The sequence below is a fragment of the Tessaracoccus pujii genome (assembly GCF_054483895.1).
In genome coordinates this window covers 2,775,284-2,801,164 of sequence record NZ_CM137012.1, presented here as the reverse complement: position 1 = coordinate 2,801,164, position 25,881 = coordinate 2,775,284, and the positions used below count along the sequence as shown (strand labels likewise).

Here is a 25,881-nt window from a genome sequence, read left to right as displayed (position 1 = left end):
AAGGACCGCCGTGACCCGGAACACCTCCCTCGATCCGTCAGGGCGACTGATCAGCTCTGCCCGCATCTCGACGCTGGCGCCCGACGAGGTGTTCGTGTTCGGGTCCAACTCCAACGGCGCGCACGGCGGCGGCGCGGCCCGTTTCGCGATGGACCGGTTCGGCGCGGTCTGGGGTCAGGGGCACGGGATGCAGGGGCGGAGCTTCGCCGTCGACTCCATGAGCGGGCTCACCGTGCTCGCCGACGAGGTGGCCAGGTTCCTTCAGTACGCCCTCGCGCATCCGGAGCGGGTGTTCCTGGTCACGGAGATCGGCTGCGGCATCGCGGGGTACACGCCGGCGCAGGTGGCGCCGCTGTTCGCCGACGCCCCGGCCAACGTCGCGCTGCCGGCGTCGTTCCTCGAGCGGCTCCCCGCCCGAGTTGCGGGGGTTTCGACGCGCGCTGAGGCGCTGCGCGGCCCGGCACGACACAGCTCACCGGCCCTGGCGTTGGGCACGCCTCATGTCGACAGGGCGGCGGGCGTCGTCGTCGCCTCGGCTGCCGGGGACGCGCTGGGGTCGGCCTACGAGTTCGGGCCGAGCCTCGACGACGACGTCACGCCGGCCTTCGGCCCCGGCGTCTTCGGGCACGCGCCCGGCGAGTGGACCGACGACACGTCGATGGCCGTACCCATCCTCGAGGCCATCGCCCGGGGTGACTCCCTCCGCGACCCCGCCACCCTCGCCGGGATAGCCAGGCGGTGGTGGGACTGGTCGAAGGACGCGCGCGATGTCGGCGCCCAGACCCGCGCGGCCCTCGCCGGGATCGCGGCTCTCGGCGGATCCCCCATCACGGAGGACTACATGCGCCGGCACGCCCGGGCTCTCCACGAACAGAGCGGCCGCAGCGGCGGCAACGGCTCGCTCATGCGCACCGGCCCGGTCGCACTCGGTTACCTGGCGCCGGGACGCGAGCCCGCCCTGGTCGAGGCCGCCGGGCGCGTCGCGCAGTTGACGCACTGGGAGGACGACAACGTGGACGCCGTCGTCCTGTGGTCGCTGGCCATCCGGCACGGCGTCCTCACCGGCGGACTCGACGTTCGCGCCGGCCTGTCCTGGGTGCCCGAGGACCGCCGCGACCGCTGGGCCGGCCTGATCGACGACGCCGTCGCACCCGGGACGCACCCACGCGCCTTCCGGGCAGGCAACGGATGGGTGGTACGCGCATTCCAGGCGGCGCTCTCCGCCGTCGCCGGCGCCACCGACCTCCCCGACGCCCTCAACCGCGCCGTCCGCGGCGGCGGGGACACCGACACCGTAGCTGCCATCGCCGGATCTCTCGCCGGAGCGCTGTGGGGCGCATCGGCGGTGCCGCTCGGCTGGCAGCAGGAGCTGCACGGCTGGCAGCAGGAGCTGCACGGCTGGCCCGGCTACACCGTCGACGACCTCACCCGCCTCGCCGTCGCAGCAGCCGGCCACGGCGGCTGAGAGTTGGCCCCGTCGCGATCCATCCCTCAGCTCACGCATGGCACGATGGGCGCGTGAGCGCCCCGACCCGATACGACGTGGCCGTGGCCGGGTTGGGCCCGGCCGGCCGGGCGCTGGCGTCGAAGTGCGCTGCGACCGGGATGAGGGTCCTCGCCATCGATCCGCGGCCCGGCGCGGAGTGGGCCCCGACCTACGGGATCTGGGGCGACGAGCTGGGGTCGCTGCCGGAGTCCGTGGTGCGCTCCCGGATGGTCGGGCCCGAGCTGCGGGCGCACGGCGCCTACCCCTTGCCGCGTGACTACCTCGTCCTCGACAACGCGGCCCTCCAGGCATCACTCCCGCTCGACGGGGCGTCCGTCCGTCAGGGCCGCCTGACCGACGGGCAGGTCGCGGCCCTGCGCTCGGAGGCGCGGGTGGTGGTCGACGCCCGGGGCGCCCGTCCCGACGGCGTGCTGCCTGGGGATACGGCGCCCGCTCAGACGGCGTACGGCATCGTCGTGTCCGCCGACGACGCAGTGCCGGCCCTCCAGGGCGCGCCGGCACTGCTGATGGACTGGCGCACCGACTGGTCGGCGGAGGCCGAGCCGTCGGGGACGCCGACCTTCCTCTACGCGATCCCGCTCGGCGAAGGGCGGGTGCTGCTCGAGGAGACGTGCCTGGCCGCGGCGCCGGGGCTGCCGATCGACGAACTCAAGGCCCGCCTGCGGCGTCGGCTCCGGGCGCGCGGGGTCGCGGAGTCCGCCGTCGATCATCCGCTGGAGCGGGAGGTTGTCCGCATCCCGATGCGGGGTCGGGGTCGCCGTGTCCCGTCGGGGGTGCTGGCCGTGGGGACGGCGGGTCGCGGGGGAAACGTCGTGACGGGATATTCGGTGGCGCACTCGTTGGCCCGTGCCGGGACGCTGGCGGACGAGCTGGCCGCCGGCGCGGCGCCGAGGGATGCGGACCCCGCCGGGCCCGCCGACGTGTTCCGCGAGATGGGTCTGCGGGCATTGCTGCGCCTGGATGTCGCGGGGACGCTGGGACTGTTCGACGCGTTCGGGCGGCTGCCCGCGGCGTCGCAGCGGGCGTTCATGTCGCGCGACTCGGCGGCGGCGGGCTTGGCGGCCGCAATGTGGGGGATGTTCGTGCGGATGTCGCCGAGGGACAGGGGCCGGCTGGTCGCGGCCACGCTGGGCCCGACGCGCGGCCGCGCGGCGGCGTCGTCAGAGCGGTGAAGTCCTCGTGCGTCTCGGGCGTCCCGGGTCTCCTGATGAATCCAGCTCTGTGGGTGCGTTCTTCGCCTCCGTTCGCAGGTCCGCGCAACACTGGGGTCATGAACATCGAAGAGTGGTGGCCCAGGCTGCGGGCCGAGACGCGCGACTGGCTGATCGCGAACAACGGCGACGTCGTGCCGTCGGCCGTTGTCGAGGAGATCATCCGAGCGGGCGGCGACGCCACCTCCGACGCCTGGCGGGCCGGCGAGAGCGGCGCGGACGGGTTCTACCTGGCCGACGAGGTGGTGGACTGGATCGAGGAGGTCGCCAACGGGGAGACGCCTGCCCCGCGACGGTGACCCGGCCGCAGTTGCGGTAATCATTCCTCCAGACAGGAAGTCGGCGCCGATTCAGCCCTGAGACTCTGTCTGGAGGAACAATTTCCGCTCGGCGCCATCGTGAGCAGGTACGAAGCCGCGTTGCTCACTCAGCGACGACGGGGCCGCCCGCCGCGCTGGGGTGGCCGCGACCCCCTCGCCGGGACCCCGCCCTTCCGTGGCCTCTCCGCCGGCTTCGCAGGCTTCGGCTCGTCGCCGCGCTCCGCAGCGGTCCTCGAGCTGTTGGGGGTCCGGCCGCGCACGATCCCGATGAACTCGTCGATCCACTCGTTGCCGTTGTCCGTCCGCCAGGCGAGGGCCACCGTCGTGGGAGGGGCGTCGACGACCGGGCGGTACACCATGTCGCGGCGGCTCCCAGAGCGGGCCACCGACATCGGCACGCGCAGCACCGCGGCGGAGAAGCTGGCCAGTTCGATGCTGTCCGGGGCGGCGTCGTGAATGACCCGCACGTCCGCCAGATCGACCGAGGACACCTCGTCGAGGACCGTCAGCTCGTGTTCTTTCGACAACCACACCACCGGCACCTCCTCATAGAGGGGGATGGCGTGGAGGCCGTCGGGGTTGAGCGGGAGGCGGACGAAGCACAGGTCGACGTCGCCGTCGAGGAGCGCTCGGCGCTGGTCGGCCTGCTCGATCTCGAGCACGGCCAGCGGCACCCGGCGGAACCGCTCCTCCCAGATGCGCCGCCACTTGGTCAGAGTCACCCCCGGCACGAATCCCACGCGCAGGCCGGCGACGTCGGGGCGCGAGGATGTGGTCACGCGCGCAGGCTACCCCACGGGGCTAGGCTGCGGGCATGAGCCAAACGATGAAGCCGGCCACCGCGGCCGCCAAGCTCGGCATCTATCTGCCGGCGGCGCCCGAGGAGTTCCAGAACACTCCGATCAGCCGCGACGATCTGGACGAGCTCCGAGCCGACCCTCCCGCCTGGCTCGTCGACCTTCGCCGCAACGGCCCCTTCCCCCGCGACGTCGTGGCCCAGAAGCTGGGCATCTCGCGCTCAGGCCTGGCCCGCGCCGGAGTGAGCGACGCGATGACCTCGGACGAGATCGGCGCCCTGCTCGCCGACCCGCCGGAATGGTTGATCAGTGAGCGGGAGACCCACCGTAAGGTCCTCGACGAGCAGGCCCGCGAGCAGGCACCCGCCCCCAAGCCGAAGCCGAAGACGAAGCCCAGATCGGCTGCCCCGAAGACGCGAGGGCGCTGGCGCTGACCTCCCCCAACGTCGACCCTTCCGTCACGCTCACGGTAGAGGCTCTGGCGGAGCCCCGACACTGGAGTGGCCCGGTCCCCCCAAGACCCGGGCCACTCCAGCTGTCACGTCACGGGTTCACCAGGACGGTGCTCCCCGCGTCGAGGTCGAGGGAGACCGGCGAGGAGGCGGCGAAGACACCGGGCCCCGTCACGATCACCTGGTCGTCGGCGTCCGCCTCGCAGTCGACGGCGACCAGCGCGAACTGCTGGTTGCCCACGGTCTCTCCGTCGAGGGTGTAGCTGGACTTGCCGTTGAAGGCGGCCATGGCACAGGACTCGCCTGACACCCTCCTGGTGGAGAACGTGAGCCCGCCCAGCGCGTTGCCCTTCAGCACCGCCGTGTGTGAGCCTGCGGAGTCCTCCCATGTGCGGACCAGCATCAGGCCCCCCTGGACGGTGGTGCCCTTCTTGTTCAGCTTGGCGCCAAAGGTGACGTTGCCGGGGCTTCCGTCCGCCCAGGTGAACGCTGCGGAACCCTCCGCGGAGCCCTTGGCCGTGGGGTCGTAGATCGCCAGGCCCGCGTAGCCGGCGCCCGCAAAGTCTCCGCCAAGGCCCTCGGTCGTCGCGACCGCCGAGTACACGTCGTGCGGCAGGTCGACGTCCGGGTTCGAGCACACGTACGCGGCCGAGCCGCCGTCGGACCTGCGCTGACAGTCCAAGGTCTCCGTGGCCCTGGTGACCAGGCCGGTGAGTTCCACGCGCAGGTCGGCGTCGTTGGCGAGGTCCGACGGTGATCGGCTGCCCACCTTCATGGTGACGGGCCCGGTGTAGTTGCCGTCGCCGGACCAGGCGATCGCCGGGGCGGCGCCCACGAACACCACAAGGTCGGCCGGGGTGACCGTCCACTGGCCCTGCACCGTTGCCACCTCGAAGTTCGCAGGGTCTTCGGTGCCGTACCGCATCTGGGGAGTCACGACACCATTCCCAGCGCTCACGCCCACCGTCGCCGGGTTGTTGACGCACGCCAGGGAGCCGGTGAAGGCCCCGGTCACGGCGCAGTCCCCCACGTCATGCGCCACGCCGTCGAACTGCCCCGAGTAGCTCCCGGCCGTCATCGTGACCGGCGCCGGAGCGATGGTGAACTCCACCGAACTGCTGCTCGCGGTGTGGTTGGCGTCTCCCGGCCAGCTTCCGGACACCGTGGCGGTGCCGGCGTCGACGTTGTCGCGGTAGGTCAGCGCGACATTCGCCGGTTCCATCCCCGCCGCGGTCACCGTGCCGGTGCAGGGTTCGATCGGCGATCCCGTGTACGTGGGATCGACGGTGGGGCACAGGATCGAGACGGCGGTCGACCCCGGGACGACGGTGAAGTTCGACGACGCGCTGCTGGGGTAGTGGTTACGGTCCCCGTCGTACTGGGCCGTCGCCCGTGCGGTGCCGAGCTGGACGTTGCCGGTGTAGGTGACGGTCAGCTCCTCGGTCATGCCGACGCCCTCCGCCTGTGCGCTGCACGGTTCCAGCGGCGAGCCCGTGTACCCGACGGAGGTCGGGCACACGATCGTGACCGTGGACCCCGCGCGGTTGATGCTGAACGTCTGCGTCCCGGTGCTGCCGGTGTGGTTGCGGCCGCCGTCCCACGTCGCCGTGGCGCTCGCGGTGTTGATGCCGGCGTCGATGTTGTTCTCGAAGACGATCTGCACCGGCTCTCGCAGGCCACCCACGCCGAGGGCGTAAGCGTCGAAGCAGCCTGACACGGGGTCACCCGTGTACCCCACCGATCCGTAGCAGCTCATCCCGATCCTTGAGGTTGCCTTGTCGATGGTGAAAGTCTTCCTGACCGTGCTCCCGGTGTGGTTGGCGTCACCGGCCCAGGTGGCCTCCGCCGTCGCAGTGCCCGCGTTGACGTTGTCGGTGTAGGTGATCGTCGGCAGAACCCAGTCGGTCAGCCCTGCGGCGGTGGCCCGGCAGGGAGTCCTGGCCGTGCCCGAGTAGACCGCGTCATTGCACGTGAGGGTCACCGTCGACGCGGCCTTGCCGATCACGAACGGCACGGTCCGCGAGCTGCCGCCTGGCTCTGTGGCGGTGATCGAGTAGCTGCCCGCCGCGGTCAGGAAGGGAATGAAGAAGGAGCACGACGACGCCGAGCACGGGGACACCACAGCGCCCGGGATGGTGGTCGTCAGCGTCGGCGTCTGCGTGAAGTTCGCATGGCTCACGACGACGCTGGTGGCGCTGATGGAGTAGGTCGCGCCGGCAGGCGACGCGGTGATCGTCGGCTTCACCCGGTACCCGACCACCAGATCCCTGCTGCCGCCTTCGGCCGGAGTGTAGAAGCCACCTCCCAGGACGAGGGACTCATACTCCACACCGAGGCAGTTGATGGGCTGCTTCGGCCTGTAGTAGAAGTACGTGTCCGGTTGGACCACGATGGTCATCGGCAACGTGACATCGAGCCGCTCGCGGAACACCCCCGCCGGGTCGTAGAAGTTGATCCTCTCCAGCACCGCCGGACAACTTCCCGTCCCGGTGGCGCTCAGATTCACGTACGCCTCCGGCTCACCCGCCGCGACCGCCCGGCCGGGCAGGGCCAACACCTGCACGGCCAGCGCGACGGCCATGAGCACCGCCACCCAGACCCTCGATCGGCCGCGCCCCCCCGTCACGCGTCCCGAATGGCTGTCGAAGCGGAACCCACGCATCACGATCCTCCTCAGGATGGTCAAGGACAGGCACGGACGTCCGATTCCGCGCCGCCTGCTCTCACCTTGGCGAAGGAGTAGGGGCCGGACCATGGGGCTAGGTCGCCTATCACCGCGACCGGCACCGAAGCCGCGACATTCGGGTCTACTGTGAGCGCGACGAACGGGAGACGACGTGACTCAGAGCCCGCACCGACCGCGCGACCCCAGACCACAGCTGGTGGACGCGCTCAGCACGGCGCTTCTCGCCTCCGTGATCGCCGCGGCCTCCGCGGCGTTCCTGGAGGGTGTGTTGATGCTGGCGCTCCCGAACGCCTTCTGGCCCACGCTCGCCTACCCCGCGAGCGTCGTGGTCTACGTGGTGGCCGGCGCGATCGCATGGCGACGGCGACCCGGGTCGCTGCTGGGCGCCCTGATCATGCTGGGAGGGTTGGCGCTGTTCGTGGCGGGATTCGCCAGCATCGAGATTCCCGCACTGTCGCTCGTCGGTGGGCTGGCAGGCACCTGGATCCTCGCCGTCGTGGTGCACCTGATGCTGGCGTTCCCGAGTGGTCGGCTCCGCCACTGGTTCCCGCGCGCGATCGTCACCGCCGCGTACGTCAACTCCGTGGTCCTTCAGGTGCCCAAGGTGCTGCTTGCCCCTGAGCAGGGCCAGGTGTGGGGGTGGGTCCAGTCGGCTCTCGGCACCGTCGTGATGGTCTCGCTCTCCGGCGTGCTTCTGTTCAGCCTCCGCCGCACCACTCCCGAGAAGCGACGCACCCTCATTCCGCTGTACGCCTACGGCATGGCCGTTGCGGCGCTGATCCCCACGTCGTCGCTTCTCCTCCGGGAGATCCTCGGCATGCCGCCCACCCAGGTGTGGGGGATCCAGATGGCGGCCATCGCAGGCGTCCCCCTCGCGTTCCTCGCCGCCTCCGTGCTGGGCAGCTTCGCCCCGACGGCGGAGGCCGAGGCCATCGCCGCCTGGCTCGGCTCGGGCCCGGGGCGGCCGCCGGTGCGCGAAGCTCTGGCCAAGGCGTTGGCCGACCCCAGCGTGGGCGTGGCCTACTGGGTGCCAGAGCGTGCCGAGTTCGTCGACTCCGAGGGCCTGCCCGTCGACGTGCCGCCCCCTGGATCCCCCGGGAGCGACGCCGCCCGTGTCCACGTGAACGGAGAGTTGGTGGGCGCTATCGTCTTCGACCCGGACACCACCCCCGGCCGCGCCGCGCAGGAGGCGGCGAGCGTCGTCGCCCTGGCCATCGAGGGCGAGCGCCTCACCGCCGCGCTGCGAGCCAGCCAGGCGTCGCTGCAGCGCTCGCGGGTGCGGTTGGTGGAGGCGGCCGACGCCGTGCGGGGCGCGATCGCGCGGGACCTGCACGACGGCCTGCAGGTGCGGCTCGTTCTCCTCGGCGTCGAGGCGCAGCGGCTGGCGATGGCCACCGCCGCGATCCCCGTCGCGGCTGGGGTCAGCGCGGAGGCGACCCGCCTGCGGGAGGGGATCGACGAGGCGGCCGGCGACCTGCGTCGCCTGGCACGGCAGGTCATGCCCTCGGCCCTGGAGGAGCGTGGCCTTGCCCTCGCCGTCGAGGACCTCACCGACCGGATGCCCATACCCACCGCGTTCGACCCGAACTCAGTGCCCGACCACATCTCCCCCGCGTGCTCCCTGACCGCCTACTTCGCGGTGGCAGAAGGGTTGAGCAACGCCGTGAAACACGGCCGGGCCACGTCTGCGGCCGTCAGCTTCGAGGTGGAGGGTCGCAACCTCGTGGTTGAGGTGTCCGACGACGGCGCCGGCGGCGCCTCCCTCCGTCCAGGGTCCGGGATCGGCGGACTGCGGGACCGGGTCGACGCGGTCGGCGGGTGGTTGAGCGTCATCAGTCCCGAAGGTATGGGAACCAGATTGAGGGTGGTGGTGCCATGCGCATCGTGATCGCGGAGGATGAGGCCCTGCTGCGGCAGGGGCTCACGCTGGTCCTCGAGGACGGCGGGTGGGAGGTCGTGGCGCGCGTCGGTGACGCCGACGCCCTGCTGGACGCTGTCGTCGACTACGGGCCGGACCTGGTGCTCACCGACATCCGGATGCCACCGTCATTCACCGACGAGGGGCTCCAGGCCGCGCTGCGGATCCGCCGGGAGTGGCCGGACACCGCGGTGGTGGTGTTGTCGCAGTACGTGCAGCGCCGCTATGCCATCGAGCTGCTGAACGGCGACGGCGGGGGCATCGGTTACCTGCTGAAGCAGCGCATCGCCGACATCGAGACGTTCCTCGGCGACCTCGCCAGGGTCGCGGCGGGCGGCACGGCGCTGGATCCCGAGGTGGTCAGCCTGATGCTCAGCCGGGCAGAACACACGGGCGGGGCGGTCGTGCGCCTGACCAGACGCCAGCGCGAGGTGTTGGCGCTGATGGCCGAGGGCCGTTCGAACACGGCGATCGCCGCGAGCCTGGTCCTCACGGAGAAGGCCGTGGTGCAGCACACGTCGCACGTCTACGACGCGCTGGGCATCCCCGTCACCACCGACGACCACCGCCGCGTGCTGGCGGTCATTCGCTATCTCGAAGGCCTGGCCGGGTAGACGGGTCGGGATCCTCGACTGTCGCGGGTTCCGGCCCGGCAGGTGCCGGGGTCGCGGTGGGGGCCGGTGCCGCCGCGCCGGCGCGGCGCCGTCGGAGCAGGGCACGGATGGGGAAGAACAGGATCAGCGCCGCCAACCACAACGGGGCCGACGCGATGAGCACCGTGAGCGTCACGGTGACCAGTTGGGCAGCGCCACGCACACCGTCGGTGATGGCCTCGACAAAGCCCCACGACTCCCCCGTGGGCCGCACCACCGCGGTGGGCTCGGTGAGCTCGATGGTCACCGTGGCCATCGCCGCCTGGCGCTCCAGGTACGTCACCTGCGCGTCCAGGGATTCGATCTCGCCGCGCACCCGCCCCAGCTCGGTCTCGATGGCGAGCATCTCCGTGACGTTCTTGGCGGCGTCGAAGAACTCCCGCAGACGCACCTCCTGGGCGCGCATGTTCGCCAGGCGGGCGGACAGGTCCACGTGCTCCTGCGTCACGTCGGTTGTCGCCTCGGACTGGTACTTCACCGTGCCGATCCTGGCCACCTCGTCGAGGAACTCCTCGTAGGACGCCGACGGCACCCGCACGGTGACCCACCCGCGGAGCGCGGCGCCGTCGCCGACGAGCGAGCCGTTCTTGTCGTAGTGGTAGATCCATTCACCGGTGTCGGTGGCCACCTGCATGTCGGTGATGCTGCCGTCGTGGGTGCGGGCGAGGTCGCGGATCTCGGTCACCGCGTCGGAGGTGCTCTCCACCTCGAGGCGAAGCACCTTGGAGCGGATCACGAGTCTGTCCGCCTCGTCGCCGCCGGTGTCCTCCTCGCCGCCCTTCTCGGGCATGCCCCCGTCGGCTTCGACGGCCGGCGCGGGCTCGACGCCCGGCTGCTCCTCCGAGCTGCCGGACCCGGAGCAGGCCGCGAGCCAGACCGTCATGAGCAGCATGACGACGACGGCCACCGCTCTCCGCAACCACGTGTTGAGCCTCATCGTGCCTCCTCGCAGGACGTGAGCCGGGCCGAGCCGACGGGTCCGCGCGGGCTGCGTGCCGACGCCGGGGCGAGTCTCCTCGGTACACCGAGATTACACCCGGGGTCCTCGCGTCACATGTGCCGTGCACCGCCGCGCGCCCTCGGGTGCGAGGAGGGACCCCCGAGGGCCAACGTGCAGGGGACGGCGGCTTCCGCGCGAGCCGCGACGGTGGCGACAGACTGGGCCACCAGTGTCGCGGCTCCCCCGTCGCCTACCCCCGGGGGTATAGTCTGGAGGCCTCGCAGTATCTACCCGGGAGCGCATCATGATCGAATTCTTGTCGTCCACCGCCGGCCGCATCACCCGCGCCGCCGTGGGGGTTGTCCTGTTGGTCCTCGCCTTCGTCGTGGGCGGCGTGTGGGGTTGGGTCCTGGGGGTCTTGGGCGTGGTCTTCGTCGCCGTCGGCGCCCTCGACGTGTGCCTGCTCGCTCCCCTGTTCGGGAAGCCGTTCCGAGGGGCGGACGTCCGCGCCTCCCTGCGCTGACCGCCGACCTCGTGCCGGAGTGTGAGCCGGACACGGCCTTCCTGGGGGGTTGAGCCGGACACGGCTTCCGACAGCGCGCGTTGAGCCGGACACGGCCTCCGACAGCGCGCGTTGAGCCGGACACGGCCTCCGACGACGTGCGTTGAGCCTGAGATCGACCTCGTGAGAATGGCAGCGTTGCCACCGGCCGCTTCTGAGGTTGAGCCTCGGATCCGGCTCATCCTCCCGAAGTGAGAGCCGTGTCCGGCTCAACCCACCCCCGCGAGAGCCGTGTCCGGCTCAACCCACCACCGCCCCAGGAGGTGCGGCACTTATTCCCTCGTTCAGCAGTCAGCGAAAGACTGGCCTCGCGCACGCTCAGGGGCCATCTCACCACGGGCGCGCGCGTTGACTGCGCCGGTGGGCGCGCCTAGCTTCAGCATCACCCGCTCACCAGGAGACCCCCCATGGCCCACCGCAGCACCCGACTGTCGCGGCGGACGGCTGCCGCCGTCGGCCTGCTGACCGTCACCGGGATGCTCAGCGGGTGCGCCAGCACGGCCGCCGCCGAGGACACCGTCGTCATCGGCTACTTCGCCAACGTCACGCACGCCCCGGCTCTGATCGCCGACGGCACCGGGCTGTTCGACACTCGGCTGGCAGCGGTCGGCGCCACAGCCACCACGCAGTCGTTCCGCGCTGGACCCGAGGCTCTCCAGGCCGTCCTCGCGGGCTCCGTCGACGTGGCCTACATCGGACCCAACCCCACCGTCACGGCCTACCTGCAGTCGCGCGGCGAGGCCGTTCGTGTCATCGCCGGCTCCACCTCCGGCGGCGCTGCGCTCGTCGTCCGGACGGGCATCGACTCCGTCGACGACCTGCGCGGCGCGAACCTGGCCAGCCCTCAACTGGGCAACACGCAGGACATCGCGCTGCGGTACTGGCTCGGCACCCAGGGCTTGACCGCTGGGGAGGACGGTGGCGGCGACGTGCACGTCCTCCCCCAGCCAAACTCCGCGGCGGTGCAGTCCTTCGCTTCCGGCGAGATCGACGGCGCCTGGGTGCCCGAGCCCTTCGTCGCGCGCCTCGTGGAGGCCGGCGGGGTGGTGCTGGTCGACGAGCGCGACCTGTGGCCGGACGCCCGCTTCGTCTCCACCAACGTCGTCGCGAGCCCTGAGTTCCTCGAGCAGCGGCCCGACCTGGCGCGGGCGGTCGTCGACGCGCACCTCGACGCGCTGAGCCTCATCGACGAGGATCCGGAGGCGGCCCGCGCCGCCGCCGCGGCGCAGCTCCAGGCCCTCACCGGGCAGCAGATGGATCCCGCGACACTCGAGTCCGCCTGGCGCACCCTGGAATTCATCGCCGATCCCCTGGCCGAGACCCTCCGCGCCTCGGCGGACCACGCGGACGCGGTCGGGCTCCTCCCTGACAAGCCGAACGACGGCTTCGCGCGCCTCTGGGATCTCACGGTCCTCAACGAGGCTCTCGTGGCTCGTGGCCAGGCCGAGGTGGCCCAGTGACCGCGACCACTGCCGCGACGGGCGGCCTGCGACTGCGCGGGGTCTCGAAGTCGTTCGGCCAGGGGGACCAGAAGGTGACGGCGCTGGGGAACCTGGACCTCGACGTCGAACCGGGCGAGTTCGTCGCCGTCGTGGGCGGCTCCGGCTGTGGGAAGTCGACCATGCTCACGCTCGCCGCCGGGCTGGAGACCCCCACGTCGGGCACCATCGACGCCGGGGGCAAGGTGGCGTTGATGTTCCAGGAGAGCACGCTCCTGCCCTGGCTCACCGCAGCCGGCAACGTCGAACTCGCCCTGCAGCTCCGCGGCATCGAGAAGGGCGAACGCAGCGCTCTCGCGCGGCAACTCCTCGCCAAGGTCCGCCTCGGACGGCACGTCGACAAGCGCCCCCACGAGATGAGCGGCGGCATGCGGCAGCGGGTCGCGCTCGCCCGGGTGCTGGCTCAGGACGCCGCGGTCGTGCTCATGGACGAACCCCTCGGCGCGCTCGACGCGATGACGCGCGACCAGATGCACGACCTCATCGAGGACGTCTGGCTCGACGCCGGCTTCAGCGTGGTGTTCGTCACCCACAATGTGCGGGAGGCGGTGCGACTGTCGGATCGGACCATCCTGATGGGGTCGCGGCCGGGGCGGATCATCCACGAGCAGCGCATCCAGGTCCCCCGTCCCAGGGCCATGGACTCGGCAGCGTGCGTAGCGCTCGCCGCGGACCTCACCCAACGCCTGCGCGAGGAGGTGGCCCGCCATGACGAGGCCGACTACTTCGAGATCTGACTCCCGGGCCGACGACCCGCTCGAGGCCGTCGACGACGCGGCCGTCGAGGCCCCGACGGCCCCCGGGGGTGCCCCCCGCTGGCGGCGCGCCCTGCCCATCCTTCTCGCCGTCGCGATCTTCCTCCTGCTCTGGCAGCTACTGGTCTGGACCGGATGGAAGCCCGACTACCTGCTCCCCGGCCCGGCCGTCGTGCTGGGCGAGCTCGGGCGGCTGGCCGCGGAGCCCTCGTTCTGGCTGGCGCTCGGCCGCACCCTCACCCGCGCTGTGGTGGGGTTCGCGTTGGCGGCGGCCATCGGCACCGCGATCGGCCTGGCGACTGCGCGGTCGCGGCTGCTGCGCTCCGCCATCGGGTCGCTGGTCACGGGGCTGCAGACCATGCCGTCGGTGGTGTGGTTTCCGCTCGCGATCCTGCTGATGGGGCTCGGCGAGCAGGCCATCATGTTCGTCGTCGTGCTCGGCGCCGCGCCCAGCATCGCCAACGGAGTCCTCACCGGCGTGGACCAGGTGCCGCCGGCCTACCACAAGCTGGGCGACGTCCTAGGCGCCCACGGCTGGACCCTGTACCGGCACATCATCATCCCGGCGGCCCTGCCGTCGTATGTGGCGGGGTTGAGCCAGGGCTGGGCGTTCGCCTGGCGCTCGCTCATGGCGGGCGAGCTGCTCGTCGTCATCCCGGGCGCGATCGCGCTCGGCAACCGGCTGTCCTTCGCCCAGGAGTTCGGCGACGCGGCCGGGCTGATGGCCTACATGATCGTGATCCTGATCGTCGGGATGCTGGCGGACACGGCTTTCACCGCGATGTCGCGGCGGATCCGCCGACGCCGCGGGCTGGCCACCCCGGCCGAGACGCGCACCTGAGCCCGCTCGACCCGGTCCGCTGCGACGAGATGCGGGGCCCTTGGCGCGATCAGGCGGCGACCAGAGACGTGACCGGAAGCGAGTCGTAGCCCCTCGTCGCGTTGTTGATCTTGCGCCGACCCTCTCCCACCTCGAAGCTCCTCACCCGTCGGACGAGGGCGTCGAGCACCGCGTGCGCCTCCAGCCGCGCCAGGCCCTGCCCCGCGCAGGTGTGCGGCCCGTAGCCGAAGGACAGGTGATCGATCGGGTTCCTTCGCACCTGGAACGTGTCGGGGTTGTCGTAGTGCCGCGGGTCGCGGTTGCCCGATCCGAACAGGAGCGCCAGCCGCGCATCCTTCGGAACGAGGGTCCCGTCGATCACGACGTCGGAGCGCACCAGACGCGAGAACGCGTGCGGCGGGGCCTCGATCCGCAGCACCTCGTTGAACGCCGACGGCACGAGGGAGGGGTCCGCCCGCAGGATCTCGAACTGGTCCGGGTTGCGGGCCAGGTGATAGATCGCGTTGCCGATCGACGACACGGTCGTGTCCATGCCCGCGGCCACGTACTGGTGGATGATCTTGGGCGCCGCACCGGCAGGGATGGCGCCGCGCCCGGCCGCATCGAAGATCGCGCGGCCCATGGATCCTGGCGCGAGATCGTCGGCCGTGACGCCTGAGGCCCATCCGAACAGCTCCCCCGCGACAGGGAAGTTCTCGGCCGTGCGCTGGTTCATGGGGCCGAGGACGTTGAACGCCGCCTCGCCCCAGCGCAGGATGTTGTCGCGCGGTTCGCCGGAGATCCCGATGAGGTCGGCCACGACGAGCCGCGGGAGAGCGCGGGCCAGGTCGTCCACCGCGTCGAAGGAGCCGCGCTCGACGAGCTCAGCGACCATGGTGTCGGCCTTCTCGTCGATCTCGGCCTTCATGCCGCGGAGCGCGCGAGGCGCGAGGTTTTCCGTCAGTGCTGCGCGGAGAGGTGCGTGGTCCGGCGGGTCGGTGGTGAGCGACGTGCCCTTCAGGATGTCGTTCATCGTGTCGTTGAAGGCGAACTTCGCGGAGGAGAAGACCTCATGGTTGGCCAACGCGTCGCGGATCTCGGCGTAGCGGGTGAAGGCGTACACGTCGTTCTTGGGGAGGTAGACGACGGCAGCCCGTTCACGGAGCGCGGCGAAGGTCGGGTAGGGATCGAGCAGGATCTCGTCGGAGAAGAGATCGACGTCCGACGTCGCGAGCTCTCGCAGGGTCGACTGGTCCACGGTCATGGTCTGACACCTCACTGGGTCACGGGGGCGACTGGTTCTGTCCAGTGAACGGGAGCGCTGGCCATGCGGCAAGACGCCGTTTGGCATACCGATCATGCACAGCGCGCATGTCCCGCGTGCGACCAGGCGTCACCGGACCGAGGCGACGGCGTCGAACAGCACATCGCGCAGCCAGGCCGTGAAGGTCTGGTCGCTGAGCCACGGGTTCCACACGAGGTCGATCCCCAGGCCACGGATCGGGAACGGGAATTCCTCGATCCTCAGGTCGAAGTACCTCTGCAGCGCCGTGGCCACGCGGAACCGGTGGACCGCGACTCCTCCGGTGTTGGCCACGAGGCCCGGAATCATCATGTTGTCGGTGACGCGGTGCCGGACCGTGTAGGCCACCCGATGCTGGTCCAGGACCTCGTAGGGGCGGGCCCGATCCTGCAACACGCCGGAGGCGACATGGGGCAGCCCCGCGAGGAGTTCCACGGCGGTGGCGTCCCTGGGAGCGCCGGCGTGGGTGATGACCACCCAGCGATCGTCGTAGAGCCGCTCGCGTGGCAGTCGTGTGGGGAGCCCCTCGGACAGCAATGCGACGTCGGCGCCCTGCTCGGAGAACACGGCGCCGGACGTGGGATCGGTGGTCTCCAGCAGCAGTCCCGCCAGCGGGGCCCGCTCGGCGAGCAGCCGGGCGAGGGCGCCGCCCATGAAGAAGGCGGTGCTCGTCGTCAGGGCCACGGTGATGACCCGCCTGGTGGTCCCTGGGTCGAAGTTGGCCCCCTGCACGAGGCGGGCAGTCGAGTGAAGAACGCGCTCGAGGGGCTCCAGCGCCTCCGAGGCCATCGGGGTCAGCCGCATGCCCTTTCCGTCCCGGACGAGCAACTCGTCGCCCAGGAGGCGACGCAGCCGGCGGAGCGCGTGGCTCATCGCCGGTTGCGACAACCCCACCTTCTCCGCGGCCCGTGTCACCGAGCGCTCCTCGAGGAGGGCCAACAGGGGAACCAGCAGGTTGAGGTTGATGGACGCCAACCGGGCCAGGTCGGCGTCCATCGCGGGCCTGGGCTGCACCGTCATCATGGCTCCCGTCAGGAGATATTCACGCCACGCATGGTGGCCGTGACAAGAATCTACTTGGTGGAGGGGGCGTCGGTCTCCGACACTCGTGGGAGACCCGGACGCAGCGGCGCGTCCGAGAGACCTTGGGAGTACAGATGAGGATCACCGTCGATCGTGAGAAGTGCGAGGGGCACGGCCTGTGCGAGGAGGCCGCGCCGTCGCTGATGCACCTGGACGACGAGGGCGAACTGGTCATCGACGTCGAGACAGTTGCCGATCAAGCCGACATCGACGCGGCCCTGGCCGCCGTCCGCGTCTGCCCCGTCGCCGCGTTGCGGATCGCGTGAGCGGTGCGGGCCTGCGCCGAATCGTCGTCGTCGGCTACGGAATCGCGGGCCTGACCGCGGCCGACCAGCTACGCTCCTCCGGGTTCGACGGCGAACTCACCGTCGTGGGCGAGGAGCGCCACCACCCGTACAGCCGCCCGGCGTTGTCGAAGGCCGCCCTCGTGGAGGACGGCGAGATGACCGCCCACGAACTGCCGGCGCCCAGGCACGACGCGGCCGAGCGGCTGGGGATCGCGGCGACGAGCGTCGACGCCGGGCGGCGCATCGTCGGGCTCGCCGACGGATCTGAGCTTCCCTACGACCGGTTGGTCATCGCCTCCGGGTCGAGGGCGGGCCGCCTGGCGGACCGTTGGCCCGTCGCCGACGGCGTCCAGGAACTCGTCGTGCGGACCGTCGAGGACGCGCGGGTGCTGCGCGAACGGGTGGCGTCGAAGCCGTCGGTCGTGGTGGTCGGAGGCGGCCCGCTCGGCATGGAACTCGCTTCGGCCTGCCTCGCCTCGGGCTGCGGCGTCACGCTCGTCGCGCAGGATCGCCCGATGACGCGCCTGCTCGGCGAGTACCTCTCGCAGGTCTTCGTCCGCGCCGCCCAGGCACGCGGCCTGACCGTGGCGGCGTCGCCGGCGGTTCGGGTACACGCCGGCGACGGGGGGCGCCCGACGGTGACTCTTGCCGACGGGACGTCGGTGACGGCAGACCTGCTCGTGTCCGCGGTCGGGGACGTGCCCAACCTCGAGTGGCTCGTCGGCTCGGGGCTGTTGGCCGGGGGCGCGCTCGTCGTCGACACGCGCGGGAGGGTGCGCCCGGACATCGTGGCCGCCGGTGACGTGGCGTCCTTCCCCACGCCGCAGGGCATCCGCCGCATCCCGTTGTGGACTAGCGCCATCGAGCAGGCGAAGGTCGCGGCGGTGGCGGCGCTCCGGGACGATGACGCCCCGGAGCTGGCATTCCAGCCCTACTTCTGGACGGATCAGTTCGGTCTGAGCCTCAAGGCCGTCGGCGCCACCCCGGTCACCGGCCGACCCGAGATCCTCGACGGTGCCCCGCACGAGGGCTCCGGGCTCCTTCGATGGGGCAACGTCGACGGATCCGTCACCGCTGCGGCGCTCAACTACCGCATTCCCGTGCCTAGGCTGCGGAGGTTGGCGGCTCCCTCGACCGTGGGCTGGGGCCCCAACAGTGCGTCCGTCGGCTGAGACTCAGCCGGCGGAACCGCCGCCGAGTTCACGCTGGACCCTCTCCAGCATGCGGCGGTTGATGTTGTCGGCGTCCTCGTGCCAGCCGAAGACGCACACCGACACCACGCCGTCGAAGCCGATGTCCCGCAGGGTCGAGAAGACGGTGTCGAAGGGCACCTCGCCCTTGCCGATCTCAGCGTGCTGGTGCACCCGGGCATCCACCCCAGGCGGGTTGACGATGTAGCGGTTACCGTCGTTGGCCCGGTGGTTCAGCGCGTCCGCGACGTGCACTTCCCGCAGCTTGGGCGCCGAGTCGCGGATCATCCGCTCCACGTCACCCTTGCCGTCGGACAGGTGGAAGGCGTGCGGGCAGCAGAACTCGTAGCCGATCCATGGCAGGTTCACCCCGCGGATGAGGCTCATGGCATCGTCATGCAGCTCGGCGAAGTCGTACGGGTGGGCCTCCATGTTGAGCCGGATGCCGTACTGCTCGAACACCGGCGCGAGCTCCTCGACGGAGCGGTACCACTGGGCCTCGCATTCGCGGTAGGTGTTCGGGTTGCCGGAGAACTCCGAGGTGATCTCGCGCACGTCGATCTGGTCGGCGAGCTCGAGGAGCCGGCGCCAGTTGCGCACGTGGGCCTGGCGCTCGGTCTCATCGGTGCTGGACCAGTTGAACACCGGGTTGAGCGTGCGTACCTTGACGCCCGACTCCTTCTGGGCCCTGTTCAGCCCGGCGACGAAGTCGTCGTCGGCCTTCGGGTAGCGGTGCCAGAAGTGGAACTCGGCGTTGGGCGAGAGCTCCACGTACTTGAAGCCCAGCTCGGCGGCCTTGTGCAGGGTGTCGGCCGTCGACATGGACGCGTAGTACATGTTGGGGTCAAGGGCGATGTCGACCATGGGATTTGTCCGTTCGTGAAGTGGGTGGTCAGGCGTAGAAGTCGGGCTTAGCGATCATCTGCACGGCCACCTCGTCGCCGCCGTTGTCGAGCGACGCGAGCGCGGCCTCCACGACGGCCACGGCCGCGTAGCCGTCCCACGCCGTCGAGCCGGTGTGCTCGTCGCGCTCGACGGCGCGGATCCACTGAGCCACTTCGGCGTTGAAGGCGTCGTGGAAGCGGTCGATGTGGCTGCGGCAGATCGGATTGCGGTTGCCCGCCATGTCGCGGATGTAGGTCTGCTCCTGGTCGCCCAGGCGGATGGTCCCGGTCTCCATCACCACCTCGCACTCGATGGAGTAGCCCCACTGCAGGTTGACGTTGACCTCGTCGTCGATCCGGACGCCGGATTCGGTGTAGGCGACCAGCACCAGCGGGTCCTGCAGGTGCGGGAACCGGTGGCTGGTGGCCCGCGGGGTGTCGATCCGGATCCGGACGATCTCCTCGCCGAGGAGGTAGCGGCAGATGTCGATCTCGTGCGAGGCGGTGTCGTCGATCATGTTGCGGGTGGTGTAGTTCTCGGGCACGCTCGGGTTGCGGTGCCGGCAGTGCACGAGCGTCGGGTAGCCGTGCTCGCCCGCCTCGACGGCGGCGCGCATCTGCTGGTACCCCTTGTCGAAACGGCGCATGTAGCCGACGGTGATCAGCTTTCTGCCGGCCTTCTGCTCAGCCTCGAGCACGGCGAGCGCGTCCGCCGTGGTGGTGACCATCGGCTTCTCGCACAGCACGTACTTGCCGGCCTCGATCGCCGCCAACAGGTCGGGGGCGTGCACCTTCCCGAAGGTGGCGATGAGGACCGCGTCCACACCCTCGTCGGCGATGAGCTCCGCGCCGGTCGCGTAGGTCCGAGCACCGATGGGCCCGGCCACCGCACGGGCCACGTCGACGTCCACGTCCGCAACCGCGACGACCTTGCCGCCGGCGAGCTCGCGCTCGATCCGCTCGACGTGTGCGCGGCCCATTCCTCCGGCCCCGATGAGTCCGATCCGTACAGTCATGGTCCATTCCCTTTCGATGTGCGGGGCGGGGCCGCCGCTCCGGCGAGCCCCGCCACCGTCGTGGCTACCTACTTCTTCTTGCTGAAGATGACGTCCACCGCGACCGCGAGGATCAGGATGGCGCCGTTGAACATGCCCTGGTAGTACGGGTTGACGCCCATGAGGACGAGGCCGCTCTGCAGGGCCGCCAGGATCAACACACCGACCATGGTGCGCGGGATGGAGCCGAAGCCGCCGCTGAGCTTCGTCCCACCGATGACGACGGCGGCGATCGACTGCAGCTCGGCGGCGGGCAGCGCCACCGGGGAAGCGGTGCCGAGTCGCGACGTCAGCATGACGCCCGCGAAGCCACCCACCACGGCAGCGACGACGTAGGCGGAGGCCAGGACGTTCTTGGACTTGATGCCGGCCAGGCGGGCCGCCTCCGCGTTGCCGCCGACGGCGTAGATGTGGCCACCCCACCGGGTGTAGGCCAGGGCGATGTGCGTCACGACGGCGAGGCCGCCGAACCACCAGATGATGCCGGGGAGCCCGAAGAGTTGCCACTGCACGAGCCCGATCAGCCAGTCCGGCAGGTTGATCACCGAGCCTCCGTTGTTCAGCAGCAGCGCCACGGACGTGAGGATGGTGAACATACCGAGGGTGACCACGAACGGGTTCACCTTTGCCCTGGAGATCAGGACGCCGTTGACCAGGCCGATCAGGGCGGTGGCCGCCACGCCCAGAAGCAGGGCGATGGGCCCCAGGCCCGAGGTCAACGCCACCACCATGCCCGCGACGACGGCGGTCTTGGCGATGCCGATGTCGAAGCCGCCGGTCAGCATGACCACCGTCTGGCCCAGGGCCAGCACGCCGATGACGGACGCGCTGATCAGGATGTTGCGGATGTTGGCCTGGCTCATGAACTCGGGCCTCGAGATTGAGAACACCACCAGGAGGATGGCGAAGAAGAACAGAAGTCCGTTGCGCCTCATGACGGGGCCCACCCAGGCCCAGCGATCCTGCTTCTTGACCGCGGCCGGTGCCGGCGCAACCGCCGTTGACGTAGTAGTGCTCATGATGCTGCCTCTTCAGTGTTGGTGCGGATGCGTGCGTGCAGGACTGCTTCCTCGCTGGCGTCCTTGCTCTCCATGTCGGCGACCACCTCGCCGTCGGCGAAGACCATCACGCGATGGCTCATCCCTTGGAGCTCGGCGTGGTCCGCCGACACCAGGATTACGGCCATGCCGGTCTCGGCCAGAGCGACGATCTGGTCGTAGATCTCGCGGCGGGCGCCGACGTCGACGCCGAGCGTCGGCTCATCGAGGATGAGGAGCTTGGGCCTGACGGCCGCCCAGCGGGCCAGCAACGCCTTCTGCTGGTTGCCGCCGGAGAGTTCGGCGATCACCTTGTTCGGCGACGACGTGCGCACATCGAACTGCTTGATCAACTCGAGGCCGAGCTTGCGCTCGCGCCCGGGGAACAGGAAGCCCGCCGTGGCGAGATCGTCGGACTTGACGACGGTGGCGTTGCGCCACACCGGCAGGATGGGAAAGAGCCCGTCCGTGGCGCGGTCGCCGCTGACGTAGCCGATACCCGCCCGGACGGCCTGGTCCGGATGCCCCAACTGCAGCGGTTTTCCGTCCAGCTCGACGCTGCCTGTCCCCCGATCCGCCCCGAACACGATGCGGGCGAAGTTGCGCTGCCCGGCACCGATGGCGCCTGTGAGGGCGATGATCTGGCCGGCCCGGAGGGTCATGGAGACGTTGCGCGCCAACTTGCCGCTCACGTTCTCCGCCTTGAGGACCACCCGCTCGGTGACGGTGGGCAGGGCGGGGAACAGGTCTCCCATCTGCCGCCCCACGAGCAGCGGAATGATCTTGGCGGGCACCGAGTCGTCGTGGTCCAGCCCGCCGACGTTCCGGCCGTCGCGCAACACTTCCACGCGGTCACAGATCCGAGGGATCTCGTCGAGCCGATGGCTCACGTAGAGCACCGGGATGCCGGTGGCCTTGAGCGTGCCGATCAGGTCGAACAGCTCGTCGACCTCATCAGGGTTCAGCGCGGCAGTCGGCTCGTCGAGGATGATCAGCGTGTCGGCCTCGGCGGCCGCCCGCACGATCTCGACGCGCTGCTTCTGCGCCACGCTGAGATCGTCGACCAGGGTGGTGAGCGGCAGCTGGATGCCGAACCGCTCGGTCACCTCCTTGGCCTTGGCCAGGATGGCCTTCTGGCGGATCCAGAACGGGAGCCACGACACGCCGGGCTCCCGGCCCATCATCAGGTTCTGGGCGACGGTGAGGTTGTTGGCCAGCGAGCTGTGCTGGTGCACCGTCGCGATGCCGCGCTTGAGCGCGTCGATCGGCTCGGTGAAGCGCACCTTCTCGCCGCGGACCTTGAGTTCACCGCCCTCCGGGATGTAGACGCCGGCCAGCACCTTGATCAGGGTGGACTTACCGGCGCCGTTCTCGCCGAGGAGACCGACGACCTCCCCCGCGTGCAGCGTGAGGTCCACGCCGTCGAGGGCACGGAAGCCGGCGAAAATCTTGGTAATCCCGCGCGCTTCGATGCGGGGAAGGTCGACGGTCATCAGATCACCAGTCCCCGGGGTTGTCTGCCGCGTTCTCCTTGGTGATGATCAGCGCGTCGACCACAACGGTCGGGCGGTCACCGGAGTCGTCGACCTCGATCTCCTCACCTCGGACCAGCGCGGCGAGCGTGCGCACCGAGGTGGCGCCGTCATCGTTGCCAGAGACCTTCACGGTGCCGAACATCTTGCCTGAGGCAACCGCCTCGGTGCCCTCGAGGGAGCCGCCGATGCCGATCACTCCGATCTCATCCTCCAGGCCCTGTTCCGCCAGCACGGTGGCCATGGCCAGCGCCTCGGGGTCGGTCTGGGCGAGCAGGAAGCTGATGTCGGAGTCGATCTGCAGCATGGTCTGGGTGACGTCGGCAGCCTTGACCGGATCGAAGTCGTTGGTCTCCTCCATCACGATCTCGATGTTCGGGGAGTCGGCGATCTTGTCCTTGAGGCCGGCGGAGCGGTTAACCTGCGGGGTGGCGCCCAGAGTGCCCACCTGAAGCCCGACACGGCAGGGATCGATGTCCTTGCAGGCCTCGATCAGCAGGTCGCCCTGGAATCCGCCCATCTGGTAGTCGTTGAAGCCGGTGTGCACGATCGGGTTCGCGCCGTCGACGCCGCCGTACTCCATGTCCAGGGTGCGGTTGGAGGTGATCATGATGATCCCGGCGTCATTGGCGGCCTGGACCGTGGGCTGGTTGCCGGTGGGGTCCACCGACGCCACCGCGATGCCCTGGACGCCGCTGACGATCAGGGTGTTGACCTGGTCGTTCATGGTCTGGGCATCGTTCTTGGCGTCGGTGATCGTGAGCTCGACGCCCAGCCGCTCGGCTTCGGCCTCGGCGCCCTTGATCCAGCCGGTCCAGAAGGTCTGGTTACCGGCGGGAAGCGCGATGCCCAGCTTGATGGTGTCGCCGCCGGCGTCGCCGGAGGCGGAGCCGGAGGTGGCGGGGTCGGCCGTGCCGCTGCAGGCAGCGAGCGCGACCACGCTGAGGGCGGCAATCGTGGTTGTCAATATCTTCCGCATGTTGAATCTCCTTCGTTGGGGACGTGCGCGGTGGTGGGACTGGCGCCAGGTCTGGCGGGTCCCACGCTCGTCGGGGGTGGGGTCCCCCGACGAGCAGGTGGGGTGTTGTCTGGAGCCGTCACTCACCGTCGAGTGGGGCCCGATGGGTGCGCGTCAGGCCTTGAACGCGGCCCAGGCGTCGGTGAGGACCTTGGCGGCCACTTCGAGGCCCTCGATCCGGCCGAGCTCGGTGTCCTCGTGCTCGATGTTGAGGCACATGTCGGGGTCCACCTCGTGGAGCACGCGGATGAACTCGGTCCAGTAGGCGGTGTCGTGGCCCTTGCCCAGGGCGACGAAGTCCCAGGAGGAGTCCTTCGGCCACTCGTTGGCCCACTCGTCGCCGCCGAGGTTGACCCGAGCCTCGTCCGCGCCCATGCGGCGGAAGCCGTTGTCCAGGACGCCGTTGAGCTTGGCGTTCTCGGTGTTGATGCGGATGTCCTTGGCCGCGGCATGGAAGATCAGCGGGCCGAGCTCGCGCACCACGGCTACCGGATCGGCCTGCTGCCAGAACAGGTGCGAGGCGTCCATCTCGACTCCGACGTGTGTGGCGCCGGTGAGCTCCACGAGCTTACGGATGTCGCGGGCGTTGAACACGATGTTCTGCGGGTGCAGCTCGAGAGCCACCTTGACGCCGTGGTCCTTGGCCAGCTGGTCGATGTCGCTCCAAAACGCGGCGGCGATTTCCCACTGGTAGTCCAGGACGTCGAGCGCGGCGGAGTTCCAGGCGTTCACGATCCAGTTGGGGAACTTGGCGCCGGGCTCACCGCCGGGCAGGCCCGACATGGTGACGACCCGGTTCTGTCCCAGCGCTGCGGCCGCGCGGATGGACCGGCGGATGTCCTCGGCGTGCTTCTCGCCGATCTCGCGGTTGGGATGCAGGGGGTTGCCGTTGCAATTGAGGCCGGCGATCTCGACGCCGCTGCCCTCGAAGCGGGCCAGGTAGGCCTTGGCCGCGGCGGGATCGGCGGCGATCTCGTCGATGTTCTGGATGTGGGTGGGGGGCAGGAAGCCGCCCGAGTTGATCTCGATTCCGTTGAGGCCGAGACCCGCGATCACCTTGAGCGCGTCCTCAAGGGGGCGGTCGTGCAGGACCGCGTTGTAGACACCGAGCTTCACAGGTTCACCGTCTTTCCGTTGTTGGCAGCCGACTCAGCGACCGCGGCGAGAATTTCCATGTTGTGGACGCCTTCGTCGAAGGAGGCGTTGCGGGGGAGGGAATCGGCCTCGGGGATGCCGGCGACCTCTTCCAGGAAGGCGCGGGCCTGGAAGGCGAAGCCCTCGTTCTGGCCGAAGCCCACACCCGAGACGTCGATGGCCATGCCGCCGGCAACGTAGGGGTGATCCGAGCCGAGATTGACGGTGCGGTAGCCGTTCTTGCCGGGCTCGTCGTCGTGCAGGTAGAGGCGCACCTGCGACGGGGTGTCCTGGTGGAAACTGGCGGCGCCGTTCTCGCAGAAGACTTCGAAGTTGAGGCCGTTGGGGTAGCCTGCCGCCACGCGGGAGACCTCCAGGCTGCCCCGGACCTCGCCGAAGAGCGCGGTGTAGGTGGCGTAGTCGTCGTTCTCGACGGGCTCCTTGACATCGGAGACCGCGGCCAGGCCGTGGCCGACAACCGCACCCAGCGGAACGGGGCGCTCCTTGACAGCGGTGACGAAGGCGCCGCCGGCGACGGAGCGGATGTCGTCGCCGACGAGGAACTCGGAGAGGTACGTCAGGTGGCTGCCGACGTCGGCGAGCGCGCCGGAGCCCATCGGGCCCTTGTAGCGCCAGCTGATCGGGCCGTTGGGGTTGCAGCCGTAGTCGCACCAGTAGCGGCCGGAGTAGTGGAGGACCTTGCCGAGCGTGCCGTCCTCGATCCAGTTCTTGATGGCGGCGATGCCGGGCTGGCGGCGGAAGGTCAGGCCGATGCGGGCGAGCGACGAGGCCTCGCGGGCCAGGCGCGCCATCTCGCGGGCGGACTCCAGGGTGTCGGCGAGGGGCTTCTCGCACAGCACGTGCTTGCCGGCCTCGAGCAGGCCCTTGACCACCTCGAGGTGCAGGCTGTTGGCGATGACGACGCTGACCACCTGAATGGTCGGATCCTCGGCGATGGCGCGCCAGTCCGTGTCGCTTCTCTCGTAGCCGTACCGCTTCGCCGTGGCCTCGCCGACGGCGGCGTTCACGTCGCCGATCGACACGTAGCGAAGTTCGGGCAGCGTGGGCTGGTAGAGGGTCGGTGCCACACGGTAGGCGGCGGCGTGGGACTTGCCAGCCATACCCGCCCCGATCACGGCGATGCCGATGCTCATTCATCCTCCTTGATGTATGCTTGGAGCGTTCCAAGTAGGATCACTGTAGACGCATGGAAAATGTTCTGTCAATAGGGGTCCGGC

Annotated in this window: 24 protein-coding genes; 12 read left to right on the top strand and 12 right to left on the bottom strand. The window is 70.1% G+C overall.

The annotated features are described in order from the left end of the window. Window positions 1–10 precede the first annotated feature (10 nt). From ACX1D0_RS13310 to ACX1D0_RS13300, 3 genes are all read left to right on the top strand, one after another. The gene (locus ACX1D0_RS13310; RefSeq protein ID WP_459018479.1) at window positions 11–1,465 is read left to right on the top strand and encodes an A1S_2505 family phage non-structural protein; all 1,455 of its coding nucleotides are present in this window, start codon (window positions 11–13) and stop codon (window positions 1,463–1,465) included. Between the two features lie 53 nt (window positions 1,466–1,518). Then, the gene (locus tag ACX1D0_RS13305) at window positions 1,519–2,679 is read left to right on the top strand and encodes a lycopene cyclase family protein (protein WP_459018478.1); all 1,161 of its coding nucleotides are present in this window, start codon (window positions 1,519–1,521) and stop codon (window positions 2,677–2,679) included. Window positions 2,680–2,777: 98 nt separating this feature from the next. Next, window positions 2,778–3,017 (top strand): hypothetical protein, encoded by a 240-nt coding sequence (locus ACX1D0_RS13300; RefSeq protein WP_459018477.1) that lies wholly within the window; start codon window positions 2,778–2,780, stop codon window positions 3,015–3,017. Window positions 3,018–3,145: 128 nt separating this feature from the next. On the opposite strand, the gene ACX1D0_RS13295 is transcribed toward ACX1D0_RS13300, so the two are convergent. Next, window positions 3,146–3,817, bottom strand: a complete 672-nt coding sequence (locus ACX1D0_RS13295) for a LysR substrate-binding domain-containing protein (protein ID WP_459018476.1) — start codon at window positions 3,815–3,817, stop codon at window positions 3,146–3,148. A gap of 35 nt (window positions 3,818–3,852) precedes the next feature. Here ACX1D0_RS13295 and ACX1D0_RS13290 point away from each other — a divergent pair, with 35 nt between their 5' ends. Further along, window positions 3,853–4,269: a DUF5997 family protein gene (locus ACX1D0_RS13290; RefSeq protein WP_459018475.1), complete on the top strand. Its 417-nt coding sequence runs from the start codon at window positions 3,853–3,855 to the stop codon at window positions 4,267–4,269. A gap of 109 nt (window positions 4,270–4,378) precedes the next feature. Here the strand turns inward: ACX1D0_RS13290 and ACX1D0_RS13285 are convergent, their stop codons facing one another. Then, window positions 4,379–6,949, bottom strand: a complete 2,571-nt coding sequence (locus ACX1D0_RS13285) for a hypothetical protein (RefSeq protein ID WP_459018474.1) — start codon at window positions 6,947–6,949, stop codon at window positions 4,379–4,381. A gap of 220 nt (window positions 6,950–7,169) precedes the next feature. On the opposite strand from ACX1D0_RS13285, the gene ACX1D0_RS13280 reads away from it, so the two are divergent. After that, complete coding sequence (locus ACX1D0_RS13280; protein WP_459018473.1) at window positions 7,170–8,861, top strand: sensor histidine kinase; 1,692 nt, start codon at window positions 7,170–7,172, stop codon at window positions 8,859–8,861. Further along, window positions 8,849–9,505, top strand: coding sequence for a response regulator (locus ACX1D0_RS13275; RefSeq protein ID WP_459018472.1), 657 nt, complete (start codon window positions 8,849–8,851; stop codon window positions 9,503–9,505). Before ACX1D0_RS13280 ends, ACX1D0_RS13275 begins: the two co-directional genes overlap by 13 nt. Here ACX1D0_RS13275 and ACX1D0_RS13270 read toward each other — a convergent pair. Continuing rightward, entirely contained in the window at window positions 9,474–10,481 is a 1,008-nt protein-coding gene (locus ACX1D0_RS13270) for a DUF4349 domain-containing protein (RefSeq protein WP_459018471.1), read from the bottom strand. The genes ACX1D0_RS13275 and ACX1D0_RS13270 overlap by 32 nt on opposite strands. A 307-nt stretch (window positions 10,482–10,788) precedes the next feature. Between ACX1D0_RS13270 and ACX1D0_RS13265 the strand changes: the two genes are divergently transcribed. From ACX1D0_RS13265 to ACX1D0_RS13250, 4 genes are all read left to right on the top strand, one after another. Further along, a complete protein-coding gene (locus tag ACX1D0_RS13265) occupies window positions 10,789–11,007 on the top strand; it encodes a YgaP-like transmembrane domain (RefSeq protein ID WP_459018470.1) in 219 nt (72 codons plus the stop codon). A gap of 446 nt (window positions 11,008–11,453) precedes the next feature. Further along, window positions 11,454–12,506, top strand: a complete 1,053-nt coding sequence (locus tag ACX1D0_RS13260; RefSeq protein ID WP_459018469.1) for an ABC transporter substrate-binding protein — start codon at window positions 11,454–11,456, stop codon at window positions 12,504–12,506. Further along, window positions 12,503–13,282 carry an ABC transporter ATP-binding protein gene (locus ACX1D0_RS13255; RefSeq protein WP_459018468.1) on the top strand — a complete coding sequence of 260 codons (780 nt, stop codon included), beginning with the start codon at window positions 12,503–12,505 and terminating at the stop codon, window positions 13,280–13,282. The genes ACX1D0_RS13260 and ACX1D0_RS13255 overlap by 4 nt, the downstream gene beginning before the upstream one ends. Further along, window positions 13,254–14,141 (top strand): ABC transporter permease, encoded by an 888-nt coding sequence (locus ACX1D0_RS13250; RefSeq protein ID WP_459018467.1) that lies wholly within the window; start codon window positions 13,254–13,256, stop codon window positions 14,139–14,141. The genes ACX1D0_RS13255 and ACX1D0_RS13250 overlap by 29 nt, the downstream gene beginning before the upstream one ends. Window positions 14,142–14,190: 49 nt before the next feature. Here ACX1D0_RS13250 and ACX1D0_RS13245 read toward each other — a convergent pair whose 3' ends face one another. Both ACX1D0_RS13245 and ACX1D0_RS13240 read right to left on the bottom strand, forming a co-directional pair. Continuing rightward, a complete protein-coding gene (locus ACX1D0_RS13245) occupies window positions 14,191–15,384 on the bottom strand; it encodes a cytochrome P450 (RefSeq protein WP_459018466.1) in 1,194 nt (397 codons plus the stop codon). A gap of 129 nt (window positions 15,385–15,513) precedes the next feature. Then, complete coding sequence (locus tag ACX1D0_RS13240; protein ID WP_459018465.1) at window positions 15,514–16,446, bottom strand: LysR family transcriptional regulator; 933 nt, start codon at window positions 16,444–16,446, stop codon at window positions 15,514–15,516. A 134-nt stretch (window positions 16,447–16,580) separates the two neighbouring features. Here ACX1D0_RS13240 and ACX1D0_RS13235 point away from each other — a divergent pair, with 134 nt between their 5' ends. Together ACX1D0_RS13235 and ACX1D0_RS13230 are read left to right on the top strand one after the other, a co-directional pair. Continuing rightward, complete coding sequence (locus ACX1D0_RS13235) at window positions 16,581–16,772, top strand: ferredoxin (RefSeq protein ID WP_459018464.1); 192 nt, start codon at window positions 16,581–16,583, stop codon at window positions 16,770–16,772. Continuing rightward, on the top strand, window positions 16,769–17,965 hold the full coding sequence (locus ACX1D0_RS13230; protein WP_459018463.1) for an NAD(P)/FAD-dependent oxidoreductase: 1,197 nt from the start codon (window positions 16,769–16,771) through the stop codon (window positions 17,963–17,965). The genes ACX1D0_RS13235 and ACX1D0_RS13230 overlap by 4 nt, the downstream gene beginning before the upstream one ends. 3 nt (window positions 17,966–17,968) lie before the next feature. Here ACX1D0_RS13230 and ACX1D0_RS13225 read toward each other — a convergent pair whose 3' ends face one another. From ACX1D0_RS13225 to ACX1D0_RS13195, 7 genes are all read right to left on the bottom strand, one after another. Then, window positions 17,969–18,847, bottom strand: a complete 879-nt coding sequence (locus ACX1D0_RS13225; RefSeq protein WP_459018462.1) for a sugar phosphate isomerase/epimerase family protein — start codon at window positions 18,845–18,847, stop codon at window positions 17,969–17,971. Window positions 18,848–18,875: 28 nt separating this feature from the next. Then, on the bottom strand, window positions 18,876–19,883 hold the full coding sequence (locus ACX1D0_RS13220) for a Gfo/Idh/MocA family protein (RefSeq protein ID WP_459018461.1): 1,008 nt from the start codon (window positions 19,881–19,883) through the stop codon (window positions 18,876–18,878). Between the two features lie 68 nt (window positions 19,884–19,951). Then, on the bottom strand, window positions 19,952–20,941 hold the full coding sequence (locus tag ACX1D0_RS13215) for an ABC transporter permease (protein WP_459018460.1): 990 nt from the start codon (window positions 20,939–20,941) through the stop codon (window positions 19,952–19,954). Next, complete coding sequence (locus ACX1D0_RS13210) at window positions 20,938–22,452, bottom strand: sugar ABC transporter ATP-binding protein (RefSeq protein ID WP_459018459.1); 1,515 nt, start codon at window positions 22,450–22,452, stop codon at window positions 20,938–20,940. The genes ACX1D0_RS13215 and ACX1D0_RS13210 overlap by 4 nt, the downstream gene beginning before the upstream one ends. A 4-nt stretch (window positions 22,453–22,456) precedes the next feature. After that, entirely contained in the window at window positions 22,457–23,470 is a 1,014-nt protein-coding gene (locus ACX1D0_RS13205; protein WP_459018458.1) for a sugar ABC transporter substrate-binding protein, read from the bottom strand. A 153-nt stretch (window positions 23,471–23,623) separates the two neighbouring features. After that, window positions 23,624–24,625, bottom strand: a complete 1,002-nt coding sequence (locus ACX1D0_RS13200) for a sugar phosphate isomerase/epimerase family protein (RefSeq protein WP_459018457.1) — start codon at window positions 24,623–24,625, stop codon at window positions 23,624–23,626. Continuing rightward, a complete protein-coding gene (locus ACX1D0_RS13195) occupies window positions 24,622–25,797 on the bottom strand; it encodes a Gfo/Idh/MocA family protein (protein WP_459018456.1) in 1,176 nt (391 codons plus the stop codon). The genes ACX1D0_RS13200 and ACX1D0_RS13195 overlap by 4 nt, the downstream gene beginning before the upstream one ends. Window positions 25,798–25,881: the final 84 nt, after the last annotated feature.